The 21,519-nt window shown below is 41.0% G+C and carries 23 protein-coding genes; 20 read left to right on the top strand and 3 right to left on the bottom strand.

Annotation, left to right across the window (positions count from 1 at the left end; translation table 11 throughout):
- The first annotated feature begins 44 nt into the window (after positions 1-44).
- The 20 genes from BIW53_RS08175 (at position 45) to BIW53_RS08080 (ending at position 18,606) form a co-directional block, all read left to right on the top strand.
- Positions 45-770, top strand: a complete 726-nt coding sequence (locus BIW53_RS08175; RefSeq protein ID WP_139158805.1) for a cytidylyltransferase domain-containing protein — start codon at positions 45-47, stop codon at positions 768-770.
- Positions 771-831: 61 nt separating this feature from the next.
- Entirely contained in the window at positions 832-1,776 is a 945-nt protein-coding gene (locus BIW53_RS08170) for an NAD-dependent epimerase/dehydratase family protein (protein ID WP_070991609.1), read from the top strand.
- A complete protein-coding gene (locus BIW53_RS08165) occupies positions 1,773-2,384 on the top strand; it encodes an SIS domain-containing protein (protein WP_070991367.1) in 612 nt (203 codons plus the stop codon). Before BIW53_RS08170 ends, BIW53_RS08165 begins: the two co-directional genes overlap by 4 nt.
- A complete protein-coding gene (locus BIW53_RS08160) occupies positions 2,377-3,366 on the top strand; it encodes a GDP-mannose 4,6-dehydratase (protein WP_070991366.1) in 990 nt (329 codons plus the stop codon). Before BIW53_RS08165 ends, BIW53_RS08160 begins: the two co-directional genes overlap by 8 nt.
- A 7-nt stretch (positions 3,367-3,373) precedes the next feature.
- Positions 3,374-4,036 (top strand): class I SAM-dependent methyltransferase, encoded by a 663-nt coding sequence (locus tag BIW53_RS08155; protein WP_070991365.1) that lies wholly within the window; start codon positions 3,374-3,376, stop codon positions 4,034-4,036.
- A gap of 7 nt (positions 4,037-4,043) precedes the next feature.
- On the top strand, positions 4,044-4,847 hold the full coding sequence (locus tag BIW53_RS08150; RefSeq protein ID WP_070991364.1) for a transketolase: 804 nt from the start codon (positions 4,044-4,046) through the stop codon (positions 4,845-4,847).
- Positions 4,844-5,764, top strand: a complete 921-nt coding sequence (locus BIW53_RS08145) for a transketolase family protein (protein WP_070991363.1) — start codon at positions 4,844-4,846, stop codon at positions 5,762-5,764. The genes BIW53_RS08150 and BIW53_RS08145 overlap by 4 nt, the downstream gene beginning before the upstream one ends.
- Complete coding sequence (locus BIW53_RS08140; protein WP_070991362.1) at positions 5,761-6,357, top strand: hypothetical protein; 597 nt, start codon at positions 5,761-5,763, stop codon at positions 6,355-6,357. The genes BIW53_RS08145 and BIW53_RS08140 overlap by 4 nt, the downstream gene beginning before the upstream one ends.
- Entirely contained in the window at positions 6,354-7,370 is a 1,017-nt protein-coding gene (locus BIW53_RS08135) for a phosphotransferase (RefSeq protein WP_175442106.1), read from the top strand. The genes BIW53_RS08140 and BIW53_RS08135 overlap by 4 nt, the downstream gene beginning before the upstream one ends.
- An 8-nt stretch (positions 7,371-7,378) precedes the next feature.
- Complete coding sequence (locus BIW53_RS08130) at positions 7,379-9,202, top strand: class I SAM-dependent methyltransferase (RefSeq protein ID WP_070991361.1); 1,824 nt, start codon at positions 7,379-7,381, stop codon at positions 9,200-9,202.
- On the top strand, positions 9,202-10,239 hold the full coding sequence (locus BIW53_RS08125; protein WP_070991360.1) for a zinc-binding dehydrogenase: 1,038 nt from the start codon (positions 9,202-9,204) through the stop codon (positions 10,237-10,239). The genes BIW53_RS08130 and BIW53_RS08125 overlap by 1 nt, the downstream gene beginning before the upstream one ends.
- Positions 10,240-10,243: 4 nt before the next feature.
- A complete protein-coding gene (locus tag BIW53_RS08120; RefSeq protein WP_070991359.1) occupies positions 10,244-11,392 on the top strand; it encodes a class I SAM-dependent methyltransferase in 1,149 nt (382 codons plus the stop codon).
- On the top strand, positions 11,392-12,114 hold the full coding sequence (locus BIW53_RS08115; protein WP_070991358.1) for a formyltransferase family protein: 723 nt from the start codon (positions 11,392-11,394) through the stop codon (positions 12,112-12,114). Before BIW53_RS08120 ends, BIW53_RS08115 begins: the two co-directional genes overlap by 1 nt.
- A 13-nt stretch (positions 12,115-12,127) precedes the next feature.
- Positions 12,128-12,907 carry a hypothetical protein gene (locus BIW53_RS08110; RefSeq protein WP_070991357.1) on the top strand — a complete coding sequence of 260 codons (780 nt, stop codon included), beginning with the start codon at positions 12,128-12,130 and terminating at the stop codon, positions 12,905-12,907.
- A gap of 21 nt (positions 12,908-12,928) precedes the next feature.
- Positions 12,929-14,245: a hypothetical protein gene (locus tag BIW53_RS08105; protein WP_139158804.1), complete on the top strand. Its 1,317-nt coding sequence runs from the start codon at positions 12,929-12,931 to the stop codon at positions 14,243-14,245.
- A complete protein-coding gene (locus BIW53_RS08100) occupies positions 14,232-15,332 on the top strand; it encodes a DegT/DnrJ/EryC1/StrS family aminotransferase (RefSeq protein WP_070991355.1) in 1,101 nt (366 codons plus the stop codon). Before BIW53_RS08105 ends, BIW53_RS08100 begins: the two co-directional genes overlap by 14 nt.
- Positions 15,329-15,790, top strand: coding sequence for a WbuC family cupin fold metalloprotein (locus BIW53_RS08095; RefSeq protein ID WP_070991354.1), 462 nt, complete (start codon positions 15,329-15,331; stop codon positions 15,788-15,790). The genes BIW53_RS08100 and BIW53_RS08095 overlap by 4 nt, the downstream gene beginning before the upstream one ends.
- On the top strand, positions 15,790-16,446 hold the full coding sequence (locus BIW53_RS08090) for a class I SAM-dependent methyltransferase (protein WP_070991353.1): 657 nt from the start codon (positions 15,790-15,792) through the stop codon (positions 16,444-16,446). Before BIW53_RS08095 ends, BIW53_RS08090 begins: the two co-directional genes overlap by 1 nt.
- A gap of 11 nt (positions 16,447-16,457) precedes the next feature.
- Positions 16,458-17,900 (top strand): PfkB family carbohydrate kinase, encoded by a 1,443-nt coding sequence (locus BIW53_RS08085; protein WP_070991352.1) that lies wholly within the window; start codon positions 16,458-16,460, stop codon positions 17,898-17,900.
- Between the two features lies 1 nt (position 17,901).
- Positions 17,902-18,606, top strand: a complete 705-nt coding sequence (locus BIW53_RS08080) for a nucleotidyltransferase family protein (protein WP_070991351.1) — start codon at positions 17,902-17,904, stop codon at positions 18,604-18,606.
- Positions 18,607-18,713: 107 nt separating this feature from the next.
- Here BIW53_RS08080 and BIW53_RS08075 read toward each other — a convergent pair whose 3' ends face one another.
- The 3 genes from BIW53_RS08075 to fliS are packed head-to-tail and all read right to left on the bottom strand — an operon-like array spanning position 18,714 to position 21,518.
- A complete protein-coding gene (locus BIW53_RS08075; RefSeq protein ID WP_070991350.1) occupies positions 18,714-20,789 on the bottom strand; it encodes a motility associated factor glycosyltransferase family protein in 2,076 nt (691 codons plus the stop codon).
- A 17-nt stretch (positions 20,790-20,806) separates the two neighbouring features.
- Entirely contained in the window at positions 20,807-21,100 is a 294-nt protein-coding gene (locus BIW53_RS08070) for a MerR family transcriptional regulator (protein WP_070991349.1), read from the bottom strand.
- Positions 21,090-21,518, bottom strand: coding sequence for a flagellar export chaperone FliS (gene fliS, locus BIW53_RS08065; RefSeq protein ID WP_070991348.1), 429 nt, complete (start codon positions 21,516-21,518; stop codon positions 21,090-21,092). Before fliS ends, BIW53_RS08070 begins: the two co-directional genes overlap by 11 nt.
- Position 21,519: the final 1 nt, after the last annotated feature.

The raw sequence follows: 21,519 nt of genomic DNA, 5'->3' as shown, positions 1-21,519 counted from the left end.
TTGTACTATTAAACTATTGATATAGGGACGATCCAAGGCAAATTGTGAAAAACGTTCAAATAATAATTCAAGCACGCATGACATCAACCAGGTTACCGGGCAAAGTCATGTTGCCGTTGTGTAATTCATCTGTCTTACAAACAATGTTAGAACGACTACCAAATTTACACGACAATATTATTATCGCAACCACCAATGATGGTAGTGAGTCTCCTATAATCGAACTTTGTAAAAACCTGAATATAAAGTATTTTCGTGGAGAAACCGATGATGTTCTTGGGCGCTACTATTACGCGGCCAAACAATTTGGTGCGAACGAGAAAACCACCATCGTAAGACTAACCAGTGATTGTCCGCTCATTGATGAGGCACTGTGTTTGCGGGTCATTAACAAGCACCTTTGTGGCGACTACGATATAGTCAGCCTTGGACCACACAGTGGCTATCCCCGTGGCTTAGATTGCTGCGCATTCAGTTTTAATCTACTTAGCAACACCCATCAAAAAGCAACGCTACCAGCAGATAGAGAGCACGTTACCTTAGGGATGACAAAGTTCAATGAAGTTAGCTCATATATATTTAGCGCTCTGGAAGATCTCAGCCACCTTCGACTAACGCTTGATGAACAGGATGATTACACTGCAATTAAGCAAATTTATGGAAAATTCGGCAATAAAACTGACTTTTCCTATTCAGAGTTAATTAAAACTCTAAAGAAATTCCCCGAACTTACCGATATAAATAAACATGTAGAACAGAAAAACGTGTAAAACTGGCACACACTTTGTTTATTTACAATTCGTAGAACCTATTTTAGATCGAGAAATGATAATGAATAAAAAGATTCTAGTTACTGGCGCCACAGGCTACAAAGGCACCGTTCTAGTGCCCAAACTTCTTGCTAAGGGGTATCAGGTTGTAGCTATTGATACACAATGGTTTGGTAACTTTTTGCCTCAGCACGAGAACTTAACGGTGATTAAGTCTGATGTGCGTTTTACCAATGATATCGATCTTGAAAATATCGATAGCATCATTCATCTTGCTTCAATTGCGAATGACCCATGTGGAGATTTAGACCCCAAACTAACTTGGGAAGTCAGCGCGCTGGCTACGATGCAACTGGCCGACAAGGCTAAACGTCACGGGATAAAACAGTTTATCTATGCCTCATCTGGCAGTGTATATGGTGTCAAAGATGAAGAACAAGTGACGGAAGATCTTAGCCTTGAGCCCATTTCTGAATACAATAAGACCAAAATGGTCGCAGAACGCGTACTATTGAGCTATGCCGATGACATGGCGGTACAAATTGTAAGGCCAGCAACAGTTTGTGGCTTATCACCTAGAATGCGCCTAGATGTATCCGTCAATATGTTGACAATGCAAGCACTGAAAAATGGTAAAATCACCGTTTTCGGCGGTGCGCAAGTACGTCCGAATATTCATATTGATGATATCACCGACCTCTACATCTACATGTTGGAAAACCCAGAGAAAACATCTGGCGTATTTAATGCTGGCTTTGAGAATATCTCGATCATGGATATTGCTAAAATGGTACAGCAAAAGATTGATTGTGAGATTGAAGTGACCCCTTCGAATGATCCCCGTTGTTACCGTATTAACTCCGATAAACTGCTTGCGACTGGTTTCAAGCCTAATAAATCAGTGGCCACTGCAATTGACGAAATAATACAAGCCTATCAACAAGGTAAGCTAACGGATGAAGATCGTTACTACAACCTTAAGTGGATGCAGCGAGAAGTATTATGACTAAACAACAAAGTGCCGTTACCGCCTTACCATCTAAAGACCCTGTAGTCACTTTAACACAGGAATATGTCGCAACCCTGAGCAAGGTGCTAACGCAACTGGATGGTAATAAGATAAGAGCGTTTGTCGATACATTATTGTTAATGAAAAAGCGCGGTGGCACTTTGTACCTTTGTGGCAATGGTGGTTCAGCTGCAAATGCAATTCATCTAGCGAATGATTTTACCTTTGGGATCAACCCACAAGGTGATGCCCTTAAAGTTGAAGCGCTGGCTGCAAACAGCTCGGTTTTAACCTGTTTAGGTAATGACATCGGTTACGATAATATTTTCGCCCACCAGCTTAAAGTCAAAGCCAACCACAATGATGTGTTGCTCGTCCTATCAGGCAGCGGTAACTCTGGCAATATCCTCCAAGCCATAGAGCAGGCGAAGTCCTCAGGCATGTCTACAGTCGGTATTCTGGGTTTTGATGGCGGTAAAGCCAAACCAATGCTTGAACAAGTCTTCCACTTTGACATTCAAGATATGCAAATATCAGAAGATACTCAGGTCGTGGTCGGACACATTCTTATGAAAGCCTTATATCAGGAATTAAAACATGGCTAACTCCCCTATTTTAGTACTGGGCAGTAATTCTTTTTCTGGTGCATCATTTTGTGCACACCTGCTCAAACAAGAACACAGTGTAATGGCCATAAGCCGCTCACAAGAACCCATTGATGCATTGCTTCCTTACCGCTGGCAACCCAATCAACCTGAATTTCACCAGCTCGATCTAAACCATCATTTGGATGAGATCATTGCTTTAATCAAGAAAAATAATATCAAGCAAGTATACAACTTTGCAGCACAAAGTATGGTAGGCCAAAGTTGGCAGTATCCTGAGCATTGGTTTATGACCAATGCGGTTTCGACAATTAAACTGCACAACGAGTTACGCCAACTTGATGGTCTTGACAAATATATTCATATTTCAACACCTGAGGTGTACGGTAGTTGTGAAGGACTCGTTCCTGAACATAGAAACTATCAACCAAGTACTCCTTACGCAGTGTCACGTGCAGCGGCAGATATGAGTTTGCACACCTTCTATGATGTCTATGATTTTCCTGTTGTCTTTACTAGAGCAGCCAATGTATATGGTGAGGGCCAACAATTATATCGCATTATCCCCAGAACCATTTTATTTGCCCTGCTAGGAAAAGTGTTGCCATTACATGGTGGTGGTCACTCAACCCGCTCATTCATTCACATTGACGATGTTTCTTGTGCAACACAGCTGATCGGTGAGCAAGGTCAGCAAGGCGATATCTATCATATTTCTACAGAGCGAATGATCACTGTTCGCGCTCTAGTCGAAATGATATGTGACATGTTGAACGTGCCTTTTGAACAGGTATGTGAAGTCACTCAAGACAGATTAGGCAAAGACGCAGCTTATCTGTTAGATAGCCAAAAAGTACGTAGCGAGCTCAACTGGAGTGACAAGATTACATTAGAAAGCGGTATAGAGCGCACCATCAATTGGGTGAGAAATAATTTAGACGTGCTAGCAACGCAGCCAAACGAATACATACATAAGGCTTGAGAAATCTATGTTAGGAAACGAAATCGACTTATTAAGAAATTATCCAAAGTCTAAGCGTGACACTAAAGGCCGTGCCAAAGTGATCACTGAAGCCGACCGTGAAATAGCCCGCCAGTATGGAAAAGACTTTTTCGACGGTGATCGCACTTATGGGTACGGCGGCTTTAGTTATATGCCACGCTTTTGGCAACCTGTAGTACCTGATTTAAAAGCATATTTTGGCCTCACAAGCGATAGTTCTTTGCTTGATGTGGGGTGCGCAAAGGGGTTTATGCTTTATGATTTACAACAGCATATTCCAGGTATCAAACTACACGGACTGGATGTTTCTCAATACGCATTAGATAACGCAAAAGAAGAAGTTAAAGACTTACTGTCACTTGGTAACGCAAAAGCTCTTCCATTTGAAGACAACAGCTTTGATGTTGTGATGTCTATCAATACTATTCATAACTTGGACGAGCAAGAGTGTGCTATGGCGTTGCGAGAGATCGAACGTGTAAGCCGAGGCAAATCATTTATTACTGTTGATGCTTATCGTAATGATGAAGAAAAAGAGCGTATGCTTGAGTGGGCACTAACAGCAAAAACCATTATGCATGTGGACGATTGGAAGCAGTTTTTTGCGGATAATGGCTACACTGGCGATTTTTACTGGTTTATTCCATAGGCGTTGTATGAAATTAGAATCCATTGCGGCACAAATCAGACACACCTTGTGTGACGTTTCTAGTAAAACCAAAACGCCACATTTGGGGAGCTGTTTGTCATGTACTGATATTCTCACAGCGCTATATTTTGGCGTAATGAACATTGAGCCTAAAACCCCTGAGCTGCCAGAAAGAGATTACTTCTTGCTCGGCAAAGGTCATGCTGCGAGTGCATTGTATACCGTCCTCGCCTATCGGGGCTATTTCCCAGTTGAAGACCTCTATCAACATGGACAAACCGGTAGCCAATTTGAAGAACACCCAGGTATACATGCTCCGCCAGGAGTAGAAACTGCCTCTGGTTCCTTGGGCCATGCTTTGTCATTAGCCACAGGTATGGCACTAAGCAGTCAGTTACAAAATAAGACTAACCGCTTTTTTGTACTAATGGGCGATGGTGAAATTAATGAAGGAACCGTGTGGGAAGCAGCCATGTTTGCCGCAGGTAAAAAGCTCAGTAACCTCGTTGCCATCGTTGATTTTAATAAACTTCAAGGTACCGGAGAGAGTTGCAATATTATGCACCTTGAGCCTCTTGAAGATAAATGGCGCGCGTTTGGGTGGCATACTATTCGCCTTGATGGTCATGATATCAATGCGTTGCAAAGCGCACTCTCTAATACAGATAACATTAACAAGCCCATCTGTATTGTTGCTGACACGGTAAAAGGCAAAGGGGTTTCGTTTATGGAAAACGACAACAACTGGCATTATCGCATTCCAACTGCTGATGAAGTTTTATTAGCAAAAGAGGAGCTGGGTGTATCATGAGAAATGCATTTGCACAAGTGCTAACCGAACTGGCTAAGAGCAATGATAAACTAGTTCTGTTTTATGCCGATATTGGTAATCGACTTTTCAACCCGTTAAAAGAGTTTGCCGAATCAAGAACTATCAATGCGGGCATCGCTGAAGCGAATATGGCGTCTATGGCTGCTGGTAGCGCGATGATGGGGCACAAACCTTTTATCTACACTATCACACCCTTTACCACCGCCCGTAACTTTGAACAAATCAAAATTGATATTGCTTATCAAAATCAGCCAGTGATCATCGTGGGCACAGGTTCTGGGCTATCATACGCCAACTTGGGGCCAACCCATCACTCATTTGAAGATATTGCCCTCATGCGTGCATTACCTAACATGAATGTTGTATGCCCCGCTGATGCTCAAGAGCTAGAGCTTCTAATGCCTCAGCTCATTGAACTGAATCAGCCCTGTTACTTTAGGATCGGGAAAAAAAACGAGCCCAGTGTACATGCGTCACCGCCTAAATTAGTATTTGGCAAAGCACATATCATGAAGCATGGACATAAAGTTGCTATTTTGTCTACAGGTACGATTATGCCTTTAGCTCAGCAATTATGTGCACATTTAAAGGCGTTTAACATCGACGCTGAACTGGTGAGTTTTCACACTGTAAAGCCGTTAGATAAAGCTTATCTGGAAGACGCTGCGAACCGATTTGTTCACCTCGTTACGCTTGAAGAACACAATGTCAATGGTGGCTTTGGTAGCGCCGTACTGGAGTATGTTTCTGATAACGACTTAAGCGTGAAAGTACACCGCTTTGGTATACCCGACTTTTTTATCGATCAAGTTCACAACACACCTGATGCTCGAGACAAAGCAGGACTTAATATTGAGACTCTCAGCGATAAACTAAAGCAAAGAGGTGTCATGTGATAATCGGTGTTGATTTTGATAATACAATAGCCAATTACACAGGTGTTTTTCACAGTGTTGCCGTTGCGCTAGGTTGGTTGCCTACAAACATTGGTACCAGCAAGAGTGATGTAAAGTCCTATTTCATTGAGCAAGGTATTGAACCACAGTGGACTGAGCTTCAGGGGATCGTTTACGGCAAAGAAATTCATCAAGCAAAGCCTTACGAAAGCTGCCTTGAGGTGCTAAAAACATTCAAGGCACAGGGCCACTTGTTAAAATTAATATCACACAAGACCCGCTATCCAATTATCGGGGACAAGGTAGACTTTCATAGTGCAGCTACTGAATGGCTAAGAAATAACGCATTCATCGACCACCCTGACTCTCCATTTGAGCGAAGTAATATTTTTTTCAACGAAACTAAAGCAGAAAAAATCGCTTGTATTACCGCTCAGCAATGTGACGTCTTTATTGATGATTTGGAGTCTATCTTGCTAGCTCCCAACTTCCCCCCTGAAACTAGAAAAGTACTGTTCAATGTAGATATTTCCTCTGAAGACAAGTGCTTAGAGCATCATCCTCACTGGGAGAACATTCAGCTGTGTATTTGAGCATTGTAGAACCATTTATTCAGCAGCATGTTGGTCCAAATTACCGGATTGAAAAAGTGATTGATGGTGCAAATAACCAATGTTTTAAGATTTTATCAGACACAGGAAATTACTTTTTAAAATGCTTCTGTGAACATACACAGAACTCGCACAAAAAACTTGTCAATGAATTCCAATTTACTCAACTCCTGCATAAGCAAGGTATAAAAGATGTGGCAACGCCGATAGCCTACTGCGAGCAGAATCTCGTTGCACTATACAGCTTGCTTCCTGGTCAACCTATACGTAGAAGCAGCCCAACCCTAGTTGAAGACGCATTTGACTTTATAAACAGGATTAATACTGCAACATATGATTTGGCGATACCAAAAGCTTCAGACGCTACCGAGGAAGTTGCCGACTTCCTAAAGATTGTGTTTAACAGATTACAACGCTTTTCTCAGATAGATACGATTGAGGATGTAGAAGTTAAAACCTTGCTAGCTCAAATTGAACAACGCGCTAAACAGATTAGCGAACAAACGCTGCAATGGACATTAGCACTTGAGTGTCAGCACCTTTCTCCATCAGACTTTGGATTTCATAACGCGTTAATTGACGCTGATGGCAAGCTAGCATTTTTTGATTTTGAATATGCCGGACTAGACAGTTACTGGAAACTGGTGTGTGATTTTTTCAGTCAACCAAAAGTTCCTGTCGATACTAATACATTTAGTAGCGTATCTAAGTTAAACGTTTCCCCCAGCTTTGACAATCATAAAGCAGAATTTTTGGCATGCTTCGAGCTTACGCAACTAAAGTGGTGTCTCATTATGCTTAATGCTTTTGACCCACAAATAGCACAACGCAGAGCTTTTGCTAGGCATGAATATTGCTTTGACTCAAAAAGCAGTAACAATCAGCTGTCAAAAACCACAATGCAACTGAATAAATGCAAACAGTACATGCAAGCTATACCTGAAAAGCTAAACGTACTTGACGATATACTAAGTGCACAGCACTGGAAAATATAAGGAATAACATGTCTGAAATTACCACTCGTTTTAAGTCTGTTTATCAAGAGCGGAATCTAGATAACCTAGATTATTACTTATATGGCTCAGGTGGCGGTGCTCAAGAAATATTATGTTTTATTAAAGAACAAAAACTTAGAGCCCCTATCGCTGTCTTGGATAACGAAGCGAAAAATAAGCCGGTGGATACATTAAGTGCCTATGATTTAGTAAGCGTAGAGCACCCTGTGGTGGTTTCATCCATTTCCTTTTACAGTGACATTAAGCGCGCGCTTACTGCGCATAACCCTGCTTTTAAATCCAAACTTATTCCTTTGATGCCTTATAGTGAAAACGTCACCAATCGGTTGTATATCTCCGAATTGGCTTGGCAAGAGTATCAAAGCCATGCTGAATCTGCGTACCGAAATAAGCATAACTGGTCAACTTCTCAGCTGAGTGATCATGGCTATTACATCGGTCAATATAGTGAGTCTCGTGCCAACGAGTTTCTAGAGCTTTGTCAGCGATTGGATGTTATTCCAAGAGACATCGAGTCGAGCAAACAAGATTTTGACTATTTCTCAAATTACCTCACTGGTGAAGACAATTTAGATCTGGCCCGCCTCGAAGTAACTGACCAAGCAAAACACTGTGTTAGTCAGTTTGTACAAACTCATTATGATGAAATAGCGATACAAATGGGCAGCAACTGGCGGATTGTTAATACTAGAATTACCCAATTAGCTAAAGTTAAAAATTCACAACGCGGGTCTAACAAATTGCATCTGGATGCCATGCCTGAGGCTGTAAAAAAAATATTGCTATATTTAACACCGCCTAGCAATGACCATGGCTCAACTTTTTTGCAACTACAAGATGGCACTGAACTGACGGTAACAGGTGCGTCAGGAACTTGGCTGTTGTTTCAAAATAGCCGCTTATTACATCGTGGCTTATCAACAGACAAATTAAACAGAATCGTATGCGAAATCACAATAGCGCCATGCCAATACAAAAATACGGATATCCTTGTCAAAGGACACGCTTCACAATATCCCTATAAACCCTGGAAACGCTGTGGAGCGAACAAAGTAAATCTAGGTGGTGGAGCTAACTTCAATGGCGAAAACTGGATTTGCTACGATGAGCGTGAAGGCGCAAACATCGAGCATATTACATTTTCTCCAAACACCATATTACCCAATCGCAATGAGTCTTGTAGCTTAGTATACTCTTCTCACTTTTTTGAACACATAGACAACCAGACATTAGATAACCTACTTGAAGAAAGCTGGCGAATACTACTTAACGATGGCGATTTGCTCATCAAACTCCCTGATTTTGACACCGCTAGAGAGGCAGGCCTCAAAGGAGATTTAGACTACTTTGAACAGTTCCCTCTGACTTCAGAAATGCTTAGCAACTGGCAACAAAACAATGTAGACCCTAAGTGTGCACTCACACTAGCTGCAAATGTCATTACCAGCTATTGGAACGCTGATTTCGGCCATTTATATCAACACCAGTCTACGCCCAGACAGGGTTACTACGGTCCAGCGAAATTATCCAGCGACGAATTTAAAACAATCCTAAGCCGTGATTCGATTCAAGAGATCTCAAAAATACTGACACAAAAAATTATTGCAACAGAAACAGATTTTCAATTTAACCATCAAAATGCGTGGTCCATGAATGAGTTCATTCAACTAGTGAGTAGCTTCGGCTTTGAGCTGGTATCTACCGATTATGAACTTATAAAGTATGCATTCCCAGATGTCCCTGATTTAGAGGCTCACCTTTCGATGAGTAATTATTTCTACTTTAAAAAGATTAGTCACAAGGAAAACTAATGAAAGCCGCTGTTTTATTCAAAACCGGAGAACCATTACAGATCTTAGAAGGCATCGAAATGCCACCACTGACTCGTGGGCAGGTTCAGGTAAAAATTTTATATAGTGGTGTTTGCCACTCTCAGCTTATGGAAGTATCTGGCGGTAGAGGCGAAGATAAATACCTTCCCCACCTTCTTGGCCATGAGGGCGTTGGAATAGTTGAGCAAATTGGAGAAGGTGTAAGCAAAGTCGCTATCGGCGATAAAGTTGTGATTGGATGGATAAAAGGTGAAGGACTAGATGCTCCGGGTGGAAAATATCTCCACGAAAATTATACGATTAACTCCGGCAGTGCTACCACATTATCTGAGCAAACCATCGTAGCGGAAAACAGGCTCGTCAAAGTACCGAATGGGTTTCCTGACAAACTGGCTGTGCTGCTAGGCTGTGCGCTGCCAACCGGACTGGGCTTAGTATTTAACGAGTTACAACCAGAGAAAAACAAAACCATCGCTGTATTTGGACTTGGTGGAGTTGGTATGAGCGCCCTGCTGGCGGCAAAACTGTATGAACCAACTACACTTATAGCTGTTGACATCAACCCACAAAAACTTGAGTTAGCTAAACAACTCGGTGCAACACATACTCTAAATGCACAAAATACTGATGTAGTAGAATCAATCGTAACATTAACCAAAGGCGGTGTTGACTATAGCATCGAGGCTGGTGGTAAAACACAATCTATCGAACTTGCGTTTAACAGTGTCCGCGACCAAGGTGGATTATGCATTTTTGCTTCTCACCCTCCAGAAGGAGACACCATCAAGCTCGAGCCTCATGCATTTCACCGAGGAAAAATGATTAGAGGAAGCTGGGGTGGAGCATCAATGCCAGATAGAGATATACCCAAGTTTGTAGACGCATACCATAAAGGGCTTCTGGACTTAGATGTGCTAATCACAAATGAGTATTCACTTGATAACGTCAACAATGCGTTAGAGGATCTCCACCAAGGCAGCGCCATCAGATCCATTATAAAATGCAGCGAAGGTTGAACAAATGGAACAGTTCAAATGCCCACTATGTCAGTCGCTAAATACTAAGCTTTACCTGACAACGCAAACCTCAGTTGCATCCGATGGACAACACGTAGATATGCCAATTAATGCGTACTGGTGCAATGACTGTCAAACCCTGAGTAAATCTCATCTTGGCTGCGAGGCAAGTAGTCATGTTATCGATAGTATCTATAATAGATATACGCTGCACAGTGTGGGTACCAGCCAAGAAACCAAGGTGTTGTTTAATGTGCATGCAGGCGGGATTACTAAGTCAAAATATAACTACCTAAAATTAAAAGAGAATATCGACATAAAGAGTACCGGTAAGTTACTAGATATTGGCTGTCACTATGGCTCGTTCTTACAAAACTTCCATGATGGCTTCCCTTTTTGGCACTTATACGGTGTTGATGTCAGCGACCGCTTTAAAAGTAAAGTTGAGTCAATCTCTGAGAATACTCATTTTACCACCTCACCAATTTCTAAATTAGCTGAAAATTTTGATATTATAGTTGTTACTCATGTACTTGAGCACATAGCAGATTTACCCGAATTATTGGCTAGCTTATATAATAAACTCGCTTCAAACGGCGTGTTGTATTTACAGACCAACAATTTGGAGAGTAACTACTTCCTGCCAATAATATACGAACAATATTACAACTTTACGCCGAATGGCTTAACGAATTTGCTGGCAGGTTATGGCTTTGAAGTAATGCATTTAGATACCACGACGTTGCCAAAGGAAATGACCTTAATTTGTAAAAAAGCAGAACCTAAAAAGTTCAAGCCTAAGCAATGTGAACACGCTCTGGAGGAAAATATTCGTCTACTGAAAAAAATTGATTTTCAGTTAAAGCAGTACGCCAATAGTTCGATGCCTCTATATATTCTTGGCACAACCTACGTGGCACGGTGGTTGGCTGCTAATTATGGTTTAAACATTGTTGGCTACTTAGATGAAGATACCAGTTCTCTAAATCAATTAATTGAAGGTGTAGCTGTAATGCCGCCTGCTCAAGCAAACAAAGATATTCCAGTAATACTGCCGTTTCCAATTGAACAAGCAAAGCAAATCAGCCAAAAGCTTGAACACAACTTTGGTCTAACATCATTAGTTCCCCCATTTAGTCAGGAGTTATTATAGTGCTAGCGTTTATGTCCGGGTGGCTCGGAAAAGAAGTACTTAGTTTTTTGATACAAGATGCTACCAAGCCAGAGCTTGTTGTTGTACCTAACGATCAAGAGGTGGGCATCATTTCGCTGTGCCAAACGTTTCAAGTCCCCTATCAAATATATTACTCAGGATTACAAACAGAGCTTGCGAAAAACCAAGAAATTGACAAGCAATGGTTACTCACCATTTGGAGCTCAATAAAGTTAGAGCCAGAATTGATAGACAGCTTCGAAAACAGCCTCAATATTCACCCCTCTTTAGTACCTTTAAATAAAGGGAATGATTGTGCGGCCTGGACACTCAGAGACAAAACTGAAGCAGGCGTGTCTATCATAACTGTTGCGCAAGGCATCGATGACGGGGATGTATATTGCCAAAAAAAGGTCCACTACCAGTTCCCAACTAAAGGCGCACAACTACATGAAGCCTTGCTTGATGCTTGTTTGAATTTATTCAAGGAGAATTGGACCGATATAGAATCAGGTGCCATCAAACCCATTGCGCAAACGGGCGATGCAGTCTATCACACCAGAAAACAAACAAACCAAGACAGAGTAAAAGAGGGCCAAGAAGTTATGTCTATTCAAGACACAATTAACTGGGCCCTATCTCACGATTTCAATGACACATCAAAACCAGAAGTAATTATTGACGGTGTCAAATACAAAGTATCTGTGACTTTGGAAGCCTAGGAGTTCGATCAATATGAAACAAAATAAATTTTTAATTATCAGTAATGGACGATCTGGCTCCACTTGGCTTGAAACCATGCTAGGCCAGCTTAGTGATGTAAAGGTCGAGTATGAGTTTAAATGGAAACCACCATACGATCCTCATCCTCTGCATATTAGAGTTGATAGTAAAGACTTTAGTTGTAAAAAAGCACTAGAGAGCATATCTTCAACCGCCCCCATTGTTGGTTCTAAGTTGGTATTTGATCCGCGATATCACACCGATGAAGAGTTATTAGAACTCTTAGAGACAATCGATCCCGAGATCAAAGTTATTCACTTAACCAGAAGTTATGTAGAAGTATTTTCTTCTATCATGCGAGGCAAGCCAATCAATATTCTTAATGACGATGTTGCAGTTGAGGAAGCTTCTATTCTTTTAAAAACTCTTAAGTCTAACTCTCAGGACGATAAGTCTGAATCCGATAATTCTCCAAGGACGATTGACCACGGGCACTGTAGAAGGCTGATGCGTAATTTGTTAAAAAACGACTTAGCTGTTGAGAAGCTACGTTGCAGGGTAAGCAACTTCTATAGTTTAGATTACAGCGACATTGAGGCACAATTTTACGCTCTAACTCAATTTATTGGCAGTAATTGTAGCCAAGAGGATGCAATGAGCGTAACTAAAAAGCCTGTTACAAAAAAACTGCCAACAAAAGATATAGGCGAAATAGTCAGCAATATTGAAGAACTGCAAGAAGTCTTGGAGTTGCACGATGAAATAAAGTACTTTGCATTGAAGCAACCTTAAAACGCAATCATCTTTGGAATTATGATGTATACAGTAATTTACGGCATAAACGAAACGACGACCCTGTTTTTAAACTCTCGGTTTAATAAAGGTTCAAATATTTTTGCCTGTACCAAAGGTGGTGAGAGCTATCAAGGAGAGCCTTCATTAAGTCTAGAACAATTGGTCAAAATGAACCGAAATGAGATAGACAGAGTTGTTATTTGCTCAGAATTTGTGGCAGAGATAAGCGCTAACTTAATCAACAATGGGTTCACATTAGAGCAGTTATATTTTTTTGATTATCATAAGAAAATTCCTGTACCACTTACTGATATTTCGCTCTCAAGCGTGAGTAAAAACAATACACTATATGCGTTTTATGATTTATCTTTTAACCTTCCATGTTACGACGTCACTGTATTTTGCGTTTTGGCCGAGCTAAAAAGAAAATCACTTGGATTAGACCATATCCATTTTGTGGTTGTGCCCAGCCGCAGTGAGCAAGGTGGACATTTGGGCTCAGCTACTTATTTTAGCAGTGTGGATTACCAATGGAGAATTGACAAAATACTCCGTGGTAACTTTGAATGCATTCCATCATGTGCAGGTATCTCAGTGCTTCCGCTGCGCGAAGATGCACAACCTTTAACAAAAAATAAGCACCTTTTCCCCGCTGACTATACGTTAGAGTATCGAGATAAAACCCTCGCCACATCTGACTTACCAAGAACACGTGTTACTAATCACGATTTTTGCTCATTTTCAGCTCCAAGCAATGCAACAGTTTTAGTCAATAACTTTGTTCAGCGACTCCTTAAAGGTAGAAAGCTCATCACACTCACTTTAAGGGAGTACGCATACTCCCCAGAAAGGAACTCAAACCTTAAGGAATGGGCTAAATTTCTTGCAACACTAAATAATCAGGAATACCTAATTGTAGTGATAAGAGATACATACCATAGTTTTGACAAAGAACCCGAAGAGTTTGCAGATTTAGATGTTCATTATATGCCCGCTGCAAGTCTTGATTTTGCGCTTCGTGTAGCATTTTATCAAACTGCATTTGTAAACTTCAGCGTTAATAATGGCCCCACGCTGGTACTTAACTTCATTAAAGATTGTAGGTATATCAATTTCATATGGACCAATGAGAAGAACCCTGCAATATCTCCGAGTTTATTTAAAAAACTCGGTATTCCAATTGGCGAGCAGTACTGGTTTAGGCAAAATGAACTCCAACACTTAGTGTGGGAAAATGACTCTTTTGAGGCAATTGATCAAGCTTTTGAGCACTTCCTCACGCTGCACGAGAAGCACTATTTATCATCGAACGAGGCCAATCATGTCTCAGAATAAAATTCCATTTTTGGACCTGTCTATAACTCAGGCAGAAAAACAATCGCTATTAGAAGCCGTCGAGCGTGTGTTTGATCACGGTATCTTCATTTTAGGCCCAGAACACGACCAGTTTGAAAGCCAAGTAGCTAAATATGCTGACAGAAAACACGCTATTTGTGTTGGTTCAGGAACAGATGCGCTCTATTTAACTTTTAAATGCTTAGGCATTGGAGCGGGAGACGAAATCATCACGACACCTCTGTCTTGGATAGCTTCTGTAAACTCATTTGCTCTTCTTGGTGCCGAACCTGTTTTTGTCGATATTCAGTCAGATTTGAATATTTCACCAGAGCACATCGAAGCCGCCATCACCAGTAAAACAAAAGCGATATTGGCCGTGGATTATGCCGGGCTGCCATGTGAATATGATAAGTTAAAAGAAATTGCTTCTAAACATAATCTACTGCTAATCGAAGATGGTTCCCAAGCATTTGGGGCCAACTATAAGGGGCAAAAAGTAGGAAGCTTTGGCATCGCATCATGTATAAGCTTAAACCCCATGAAATCTCTTGCAGCCTGTGGAGAAGCTGGCGTGATATTAACGGATTGCGATGAGTTGGCTGAGAAACTCGTGGTCGCGCGCTACAATGGCATGGTCAATAAGTCTCATTGCTATGAAGCTGGAATAAACGGTCGTATGGACACATTGCAAGCTGCTATTTTACTAGAGAAAATAAAAAGCTTTGAGCATAAAATTGCTATTCGAAGGGAAAACGCTGAGTTTTATAACCAGCGCTTAAAGGGGCTTGTTGAAACTCCAACATGCCCAACTTACAGCGAACATGCGCATTTTTTATACCTCATTGGTCACCCCAAGCGAGATGATCTGTATCAGTTTTTAGAAAATGCAGGAGTAGAGGCTAGAATACGCGACAATATACTGATCTGTGACCAACCTGCTTATCAGCATGCCAATCATGAAGGCCTGGTATTGGCCAGAGAGCTTGTTGCAACTAAATTGGCAATACCTGTAAGTGAAAAGCTTACACCAGAGCAAAGAGAACGAATCTGTAACTTAATAGAACAATTCTGTGAAGCACTATGAGTAACGCAATATTTAATAATGCTGATATATTTTCAGTTACAGACGCTGATTTGGAACACCTTTGTAAACAAGCGCAAGCAGCAAGCAATGGTCGATATCGTATTTGCTTGCATCAATCGCAAAGCGATCTGATACAAGAAATGCTTATCTCTATGGCAGCGCACAGTAAGCTTCAGCCTCACCGCAGAAAAGGTACCAAACGCACTTATGCTATTATTTGTGGAAAACTACGTTTAGTACTTTTTGACAATATTGGAAATCTAGTAAAAACCATCGACATGAGCCTTAAAGAAACGCGCTTTGTGCGTTTGTCTTGTGATTATTATATATTGCCCATCCCTATTGAGACGCCACTGGTTTTGCATGAAATCGCAGAGGGGCCATTTTTAGCTGAGGATGACTACGCGTCTTGGTATCAAGATACTAACTATGACCAATACCTAACGGGAACAAAATAATGAGTAAAGAAAAAAAGCTATGGTTTGACACCACTCCGGGCGTAGAAAAAGGTGACTCCTTTTCTCTTGGCCCCTATTTCTCGGTATACGCAAATACAGATCCAAAGCATTTGGTGTTTTCGTTAGCTCGATATAAATTCGTTTTAAAAATGTTGAAGAAAAACTCCAGCGTCATTGAGCTTGGTTGTTCTGATGGCTTTGGGACACAGCTACTAAAAGAGAGAGCCTCGAAAATCCATGCGGTCGACTTCGATCACAGAGCAATAAACTGGGCTAAAGAGCACTTAGCTGACGAAAAAGTAGAGTTTATACAAAGCGATATACTCACAGCTGATTATGGTAAACATGATATGGTTTTCTCGCTTGATGTGATTGAGCATATCTACCCTGAAAATGAACACCTTTTCATAGAATCAGTAAAGCGAAACCTAGCAGACAATGGTGCAGTTATCATTGGTACTCCCAACATCACTGCAGAAAAATATGCAACGCTAAATGAACAGCATGTCAACCTATACTCTGGTGAGAGATTACAAGAGACATTTGAACAACATTTTCACAATGTTTTTCTATTCGGCATGAATGATGAAGTCTTGCATACAGGTTACACACCAATGTGTCATTACCTTTTTGTATTAGCTTGTAATCCAAAATAAAGGTAACAGAAATGCATAAGGTCTTAGTTCAAGGTAATTTTGACGTACTTCATCCAGGCCATATTAGATTGCTAAAGTTCGCTAAAGAGTGTGGAGATCGACTCATCGTTGCGGTTAATACCGACAGTACCATGTCGGTTAAAAGCAGGGTCAAAGAAAAACACCGCCTTGAACTTGTAAAATCACTTGAATGCGTTGATGAAGCCTTTTTAACAACACAAACTCCCAGTCAACTGGTTAGTGAGCTGAAGCCTTATGCCGTCGTAAAGGGCAAAGAGTTTGAAGAGAAATACAACCCAGAACTAGAAGCACTTAACGAGTACGGCGGCAAGCTATTTTTTGGTTCTGGTGAATTTGAAGCCAATGCAGAACAATTTATAACACGCTCTGAGAGAGTCAAAAGTAGCTTTGATTATTCTGAATCAAGAGACTATGCACAAAGACATGATATCACCATGGAGTCAGTGTCTGAATGCCTTGAAAGCGTAAAAAAGATTACTGCCGTGGTAATCGGAGAGGTAATAGTCGATGAATATGTGCAAGGAACAGCTGTGGGACTGTCTCAAGAAGATCCTACCATTGTAATGACACCAAGCCGAACAGATACGTTTTTGGGTGGTGCGGCCATTACTGCTGGCCATATAAAAGCCATTGGAGCAAAAAGCGTTAGTTTGATTTCGGTTCTAGGAAATGACAAATCAGCGCTCTATGCCGAATCAAAAATACACGATTACGATGTTACTCCTTACTTCTATCGTGATGAAAGCCGTCCAACATCATTAAAAACAAGGTATCGGGCTGGTAGCAAAACCTTATTAAGAGTTAATCAAGTTCGCCAACACAAAATTTCCAAGGAGCTACAAAACACCATTATCGCTCAGCTTGAGAAACTTGTAGACGAAGCTGATTTAGTGGTTTTTTCAGACTTCAATTACGGCTTATTACCAAACTCCCTCGTCGAGCGCGTCGCTACCATATGCAAAAAAAGAGGGATTAAGTTGGTTGCAGATAGTCAGACTTCATCTCAAGTTGGTGATATATCAAGATATATAGGTATGGATTTAATCACTCCTACAGAAAAAGAAGTGCGTGTAGCTTTGAATAACCCAGATGACGGATTAGTCATACTAGCACAGAAACTGACCGAAAAATCGAAACCTAGGAACCTCGTTATTACCCTAGCAGAGGAAGGTATTTTAATTCACAAACCGAGCGATGATTTCAAAAACTGGGAAAATGACCGCCTTCCAGCAATAAACAAACTTGCTGTAGACCCAGCTGGAGCCGGTGACTGCTTTTTAGCCGCCAGTGCTTTGTCGCTAGCTTCAGGCGCTTCCCCTTGGCTTGCATATTATTTAGGTAGCCTAGCATCAGCTTGTCAGGTAAGTACAACAGGTAACACCCCATTATCCGTCGAATTGCTAAGACGAGCAGCTAAGGAATCTTTTACATAACATGAAAGCTATTTTACTTGCCGCGGGGCTGGGTACTCGCCTGCGCCCACTCACAGATAATATCCCAAAATGCTTAGTGCCTATCAATGGACAGACCTTGCTGGGACTATGGATAGACAAACTAATCAACTTAGGTGTGACTGAAATCCTGATAAATACACACTATTTTTGCGAACAAGTTGAACAGTACATTTCTGGGCACCCATATAAGTCAAGAATCTCGCTTGTTTATGAACCAGAACTGTTGGGAACTGGTGGTACTTTAGTTAAAAATAGTGATTTTTGGCGGCATGATACCTGTTTTGTGATACATGCAGATAACTATTGCCAAAGCGATCTGTCTGACATGTTGCAAGCGCATGAGAACCGGCCGACTCAAGCGGATGTAACACTGCTTTTATTTGCCACAGACAAACCTAGTAGCTGTGGTATTGTTCAACTCGATAATCATAATATGGTGTGCGAGTTTCATGAGAAAGTTGCTAATCCACCTGGGAATTTAGCTAGTGGCGCACTATTTATATTTTCACCTGCTGTCTATTCAAAGTATTTTAAAACAATACCCAAAAATATGTTTTATGATCTTAGTTCAGACATTGTGCCTAGTATGATCGGTTCAATGTTGGGATGGCGCACCAATGAGGCGTACCTAGATATAGGCACACCTGAAAACTATGAGAAGGCTCAGTTACTGGCACAAAACTAACTTAAACTTTACACTTTGGTGCTCGAAAATTCAGCTTAAGATAACATCATTAAAGCTGAGCTTGCTCAGTGCACCAAGTCAGGAATACAGTATTCTGGATATCGCTTCTACGCAATCACCCAGTCACATTTAGTCTCGACATTAACTGCATAGTCATTTTTAATATCAGTAACATAGTCAATCCACAACTGATTCAAAGTGGCAAACTTCTCTAAAGTAAGCTGCTCATCCTCATAACTATACAATAAGGTCAACAAAGGACAATGATAGTACAGTAGCGACCCCTTAATGAGATGAAACAAGTGGCCAAGCGCTGTATCTCTATATGCGTACACATAACGTTGCTGCCGCTTTAAATTACTGGCAGCCTGCTGTCGGCTCGTCACTTCTTCTCTAGCTATTGATATGATGTTGTCACACAGCGCATTAAATTTCTCAATTGCCTTATACTGCTCATCAATATCATCAACCGGCAACTGCTGAAAAAAACTTTCTTTAATACTTTCTATTACTCGATTTTTGTCCAGTGGTGCCGGTAAATCAAGCAAATCTTCAGCATGTGTTGATATGGTATTAGTAATTTTTGCGCCGCTGCCGACGTTCATCACTGTAGACACGTTATAATGACTAACCAACTTTTCAAGCTGTGTATGGGCAACCATATACAAGTCATTGGAAACCACTTCCCCACCAAAGTTACCCGGCAACTTTTTGCCTTGGATCACAGTCGCTTTATAACCTTGTGAATCATCATCATTACAAACCTTGTATATACTGTCTTTACTATGGTGATTGCCATGCTCCGCCTTACCATTATCCACTCCAAATAGATAAATATTGCGATAGCCCATAAACAAGAAATATGACAATGCAGTATTTGCTACCACAGGGTTACAATAAGGTATTTTTGGCAAGGTTTTGCTGAGCAACTTTAGTGACATAAGATCCATCAAACTGGTTCCTGCCTCATTCCCTTTTACAGCAACACCAGCCCACTTATAACGGAAGTTTGTATCTGGGTACAGCATATTCAGGCCCAGCAAATTGACCTTTTTATACTCACTTTCAGGTAGTATTTCACCAAAGATTTGATAGTTTTGAAACGGTCTTTCTACCAGCACGTGGAAGTCGGCCTGAATTCCTTTTTTGTACAATGAAGCAATAGAAGTACCAGCCGAGACAATAAGCGCCTTGTCACAATTGTTTTTGATAAACTCTTCTGCTTCATCTAGTGATGGACCATTACCAATTACGAAAATTGGCGTATCGTAATCTATTTTTTTTGTTTCATTAACCAATATTGCAGCTTTATTTCTCACGTGATGAATACTGTGGGCGAGGCCCGTTATGGCATCATTATAAAAACCGTGACCAAACTGGAACCTAAAATAATCTGCACACCACCTTTTGATCAGGGTATTAACTTCGGCTCCAGGTGTGTGTTGATAACAAAAGCTGCGTACTAATGAGAATGCGCCAATATCTTCACCTATCTTTTCTACATCTTTTATAAAAGATTGGTGATCTGCGCCTAAGTGAAAGAATAAACATCCACCCTGCTCGTCTATGTCTGTAATAACTTCATACCAGTTCGTGCAAAACAAGCTTGCAAAAAACTGTTCAAAATCTGGTTCAATCAAAAAAACATAGTCAAATTGAGTGTTTGCCATTAAAAGAGGGACATGATATCCAAGCCCCAGACCAAAAATGATCGCAGTTGGAAAAGTATCCGGCAATGTAGCCAGTGTTTTATTTGCTTCACCCTTAACCTGCCCCATAAACTGGGTGAGCTTGGTCATATACCTTGTATGTATACGCCCGTCTTCTTTTTGGGGATAATTAGTATAGTCGGTCAAGCTAAAAACCGGAGACTCTGTTTGAGCCTTTATTTGCTCTTTGGTTTGAGCTATCGGATCTTGGCTGTATAACAGTGATGACTCGCCAGTAGGAATAAAGTTGCCATGACCACTTTTAGTAACGTGCAGGCAAAAGTCTTCTCTTACTTGATATGCGTTAACTGCTTTAGCGATATCTGGATAGTATTTTTCGAAACATTTAACATTCTTCTCAAACCTGACATTCGCTTCTTCTGCGAACATAGCCTCACGTTGCTGATGTTCTACTGTTTCAGATAAACGCTGATCTAGCGCTTCAATTTGCTTTTCAAGTGAATCTTGCTTCATTACATCAACCAGCGATGTTAAGTTTGTTTATAGGCTTTAATTTTCTTTTTATTGCCATGCATTTTCGCTAATTCCGATGCCGTTTTAGCGCGCTCATCGGAAAGCGTTTTGGAGAGCGATTGCATTTTATCTTGAAGGCTCTGTAGTTCAGCAATCAAGGGATCGCCTTCTTCTACTTTCCTGTCAAAAATCTGGCGAAGCTGACTATCAAGCTCAGTCATAAGCCCTGCTGCGATATCGTGTTCACCGTCTTTTACTGCTTGCTCAATCTCATTTAGATGTTCACTAAGAGATTTGCCGCTATCCAGCATGGGCATCAGCACCATTTTGGCTTAGTGTTTGCTCTCGCACATCATGTGGAATGGCATCCCATGCTGATTTTATTTCTTTAAGTAAGGTCGAGGTTTCCTCTACAAACTTCACTTCGTTTTGTACACTCGCATCAAGTAAACGATCTAACATGTATGAATATAGAGCATACAAATTTTCCGTTACTTCGCCACCCACTTCAAAGTCTAAACAACCTCTTAGCGCTTCAATTATGGCAGAAGCTTTAGAAATGTGTTCAGCCTTAGCTTCAAAGTTGCGCTTTTCTATCGCAACCTTAGCTAATACCATCTTTTCTATCGCGCCAGCCATTAGCATTTGGATTACTTCGTACCGATCAGCCCCTGCAATCTGAGTTTTCAAGGCTTCTCGTTGGTAATTTTTAACTCTCGCGTTGTACATA

It is taken from the genome of Pseudoalteromonas byunsanensis, from assembly GCF_001854475.1.
In the GTDB taxonomy this organism is placed as follows: Bacteria; Pseudomonadota; Gammaproteobacteria; order Enterobacterales; family Alteromonadaceae; genus Pseudoalteromonas; species Pseudoalteromonas byunsanensis.
Note: the sequence above shows the minus strand (reverse complement) of the source record. Positions and strands in the feature narration are given on the sequence as shown.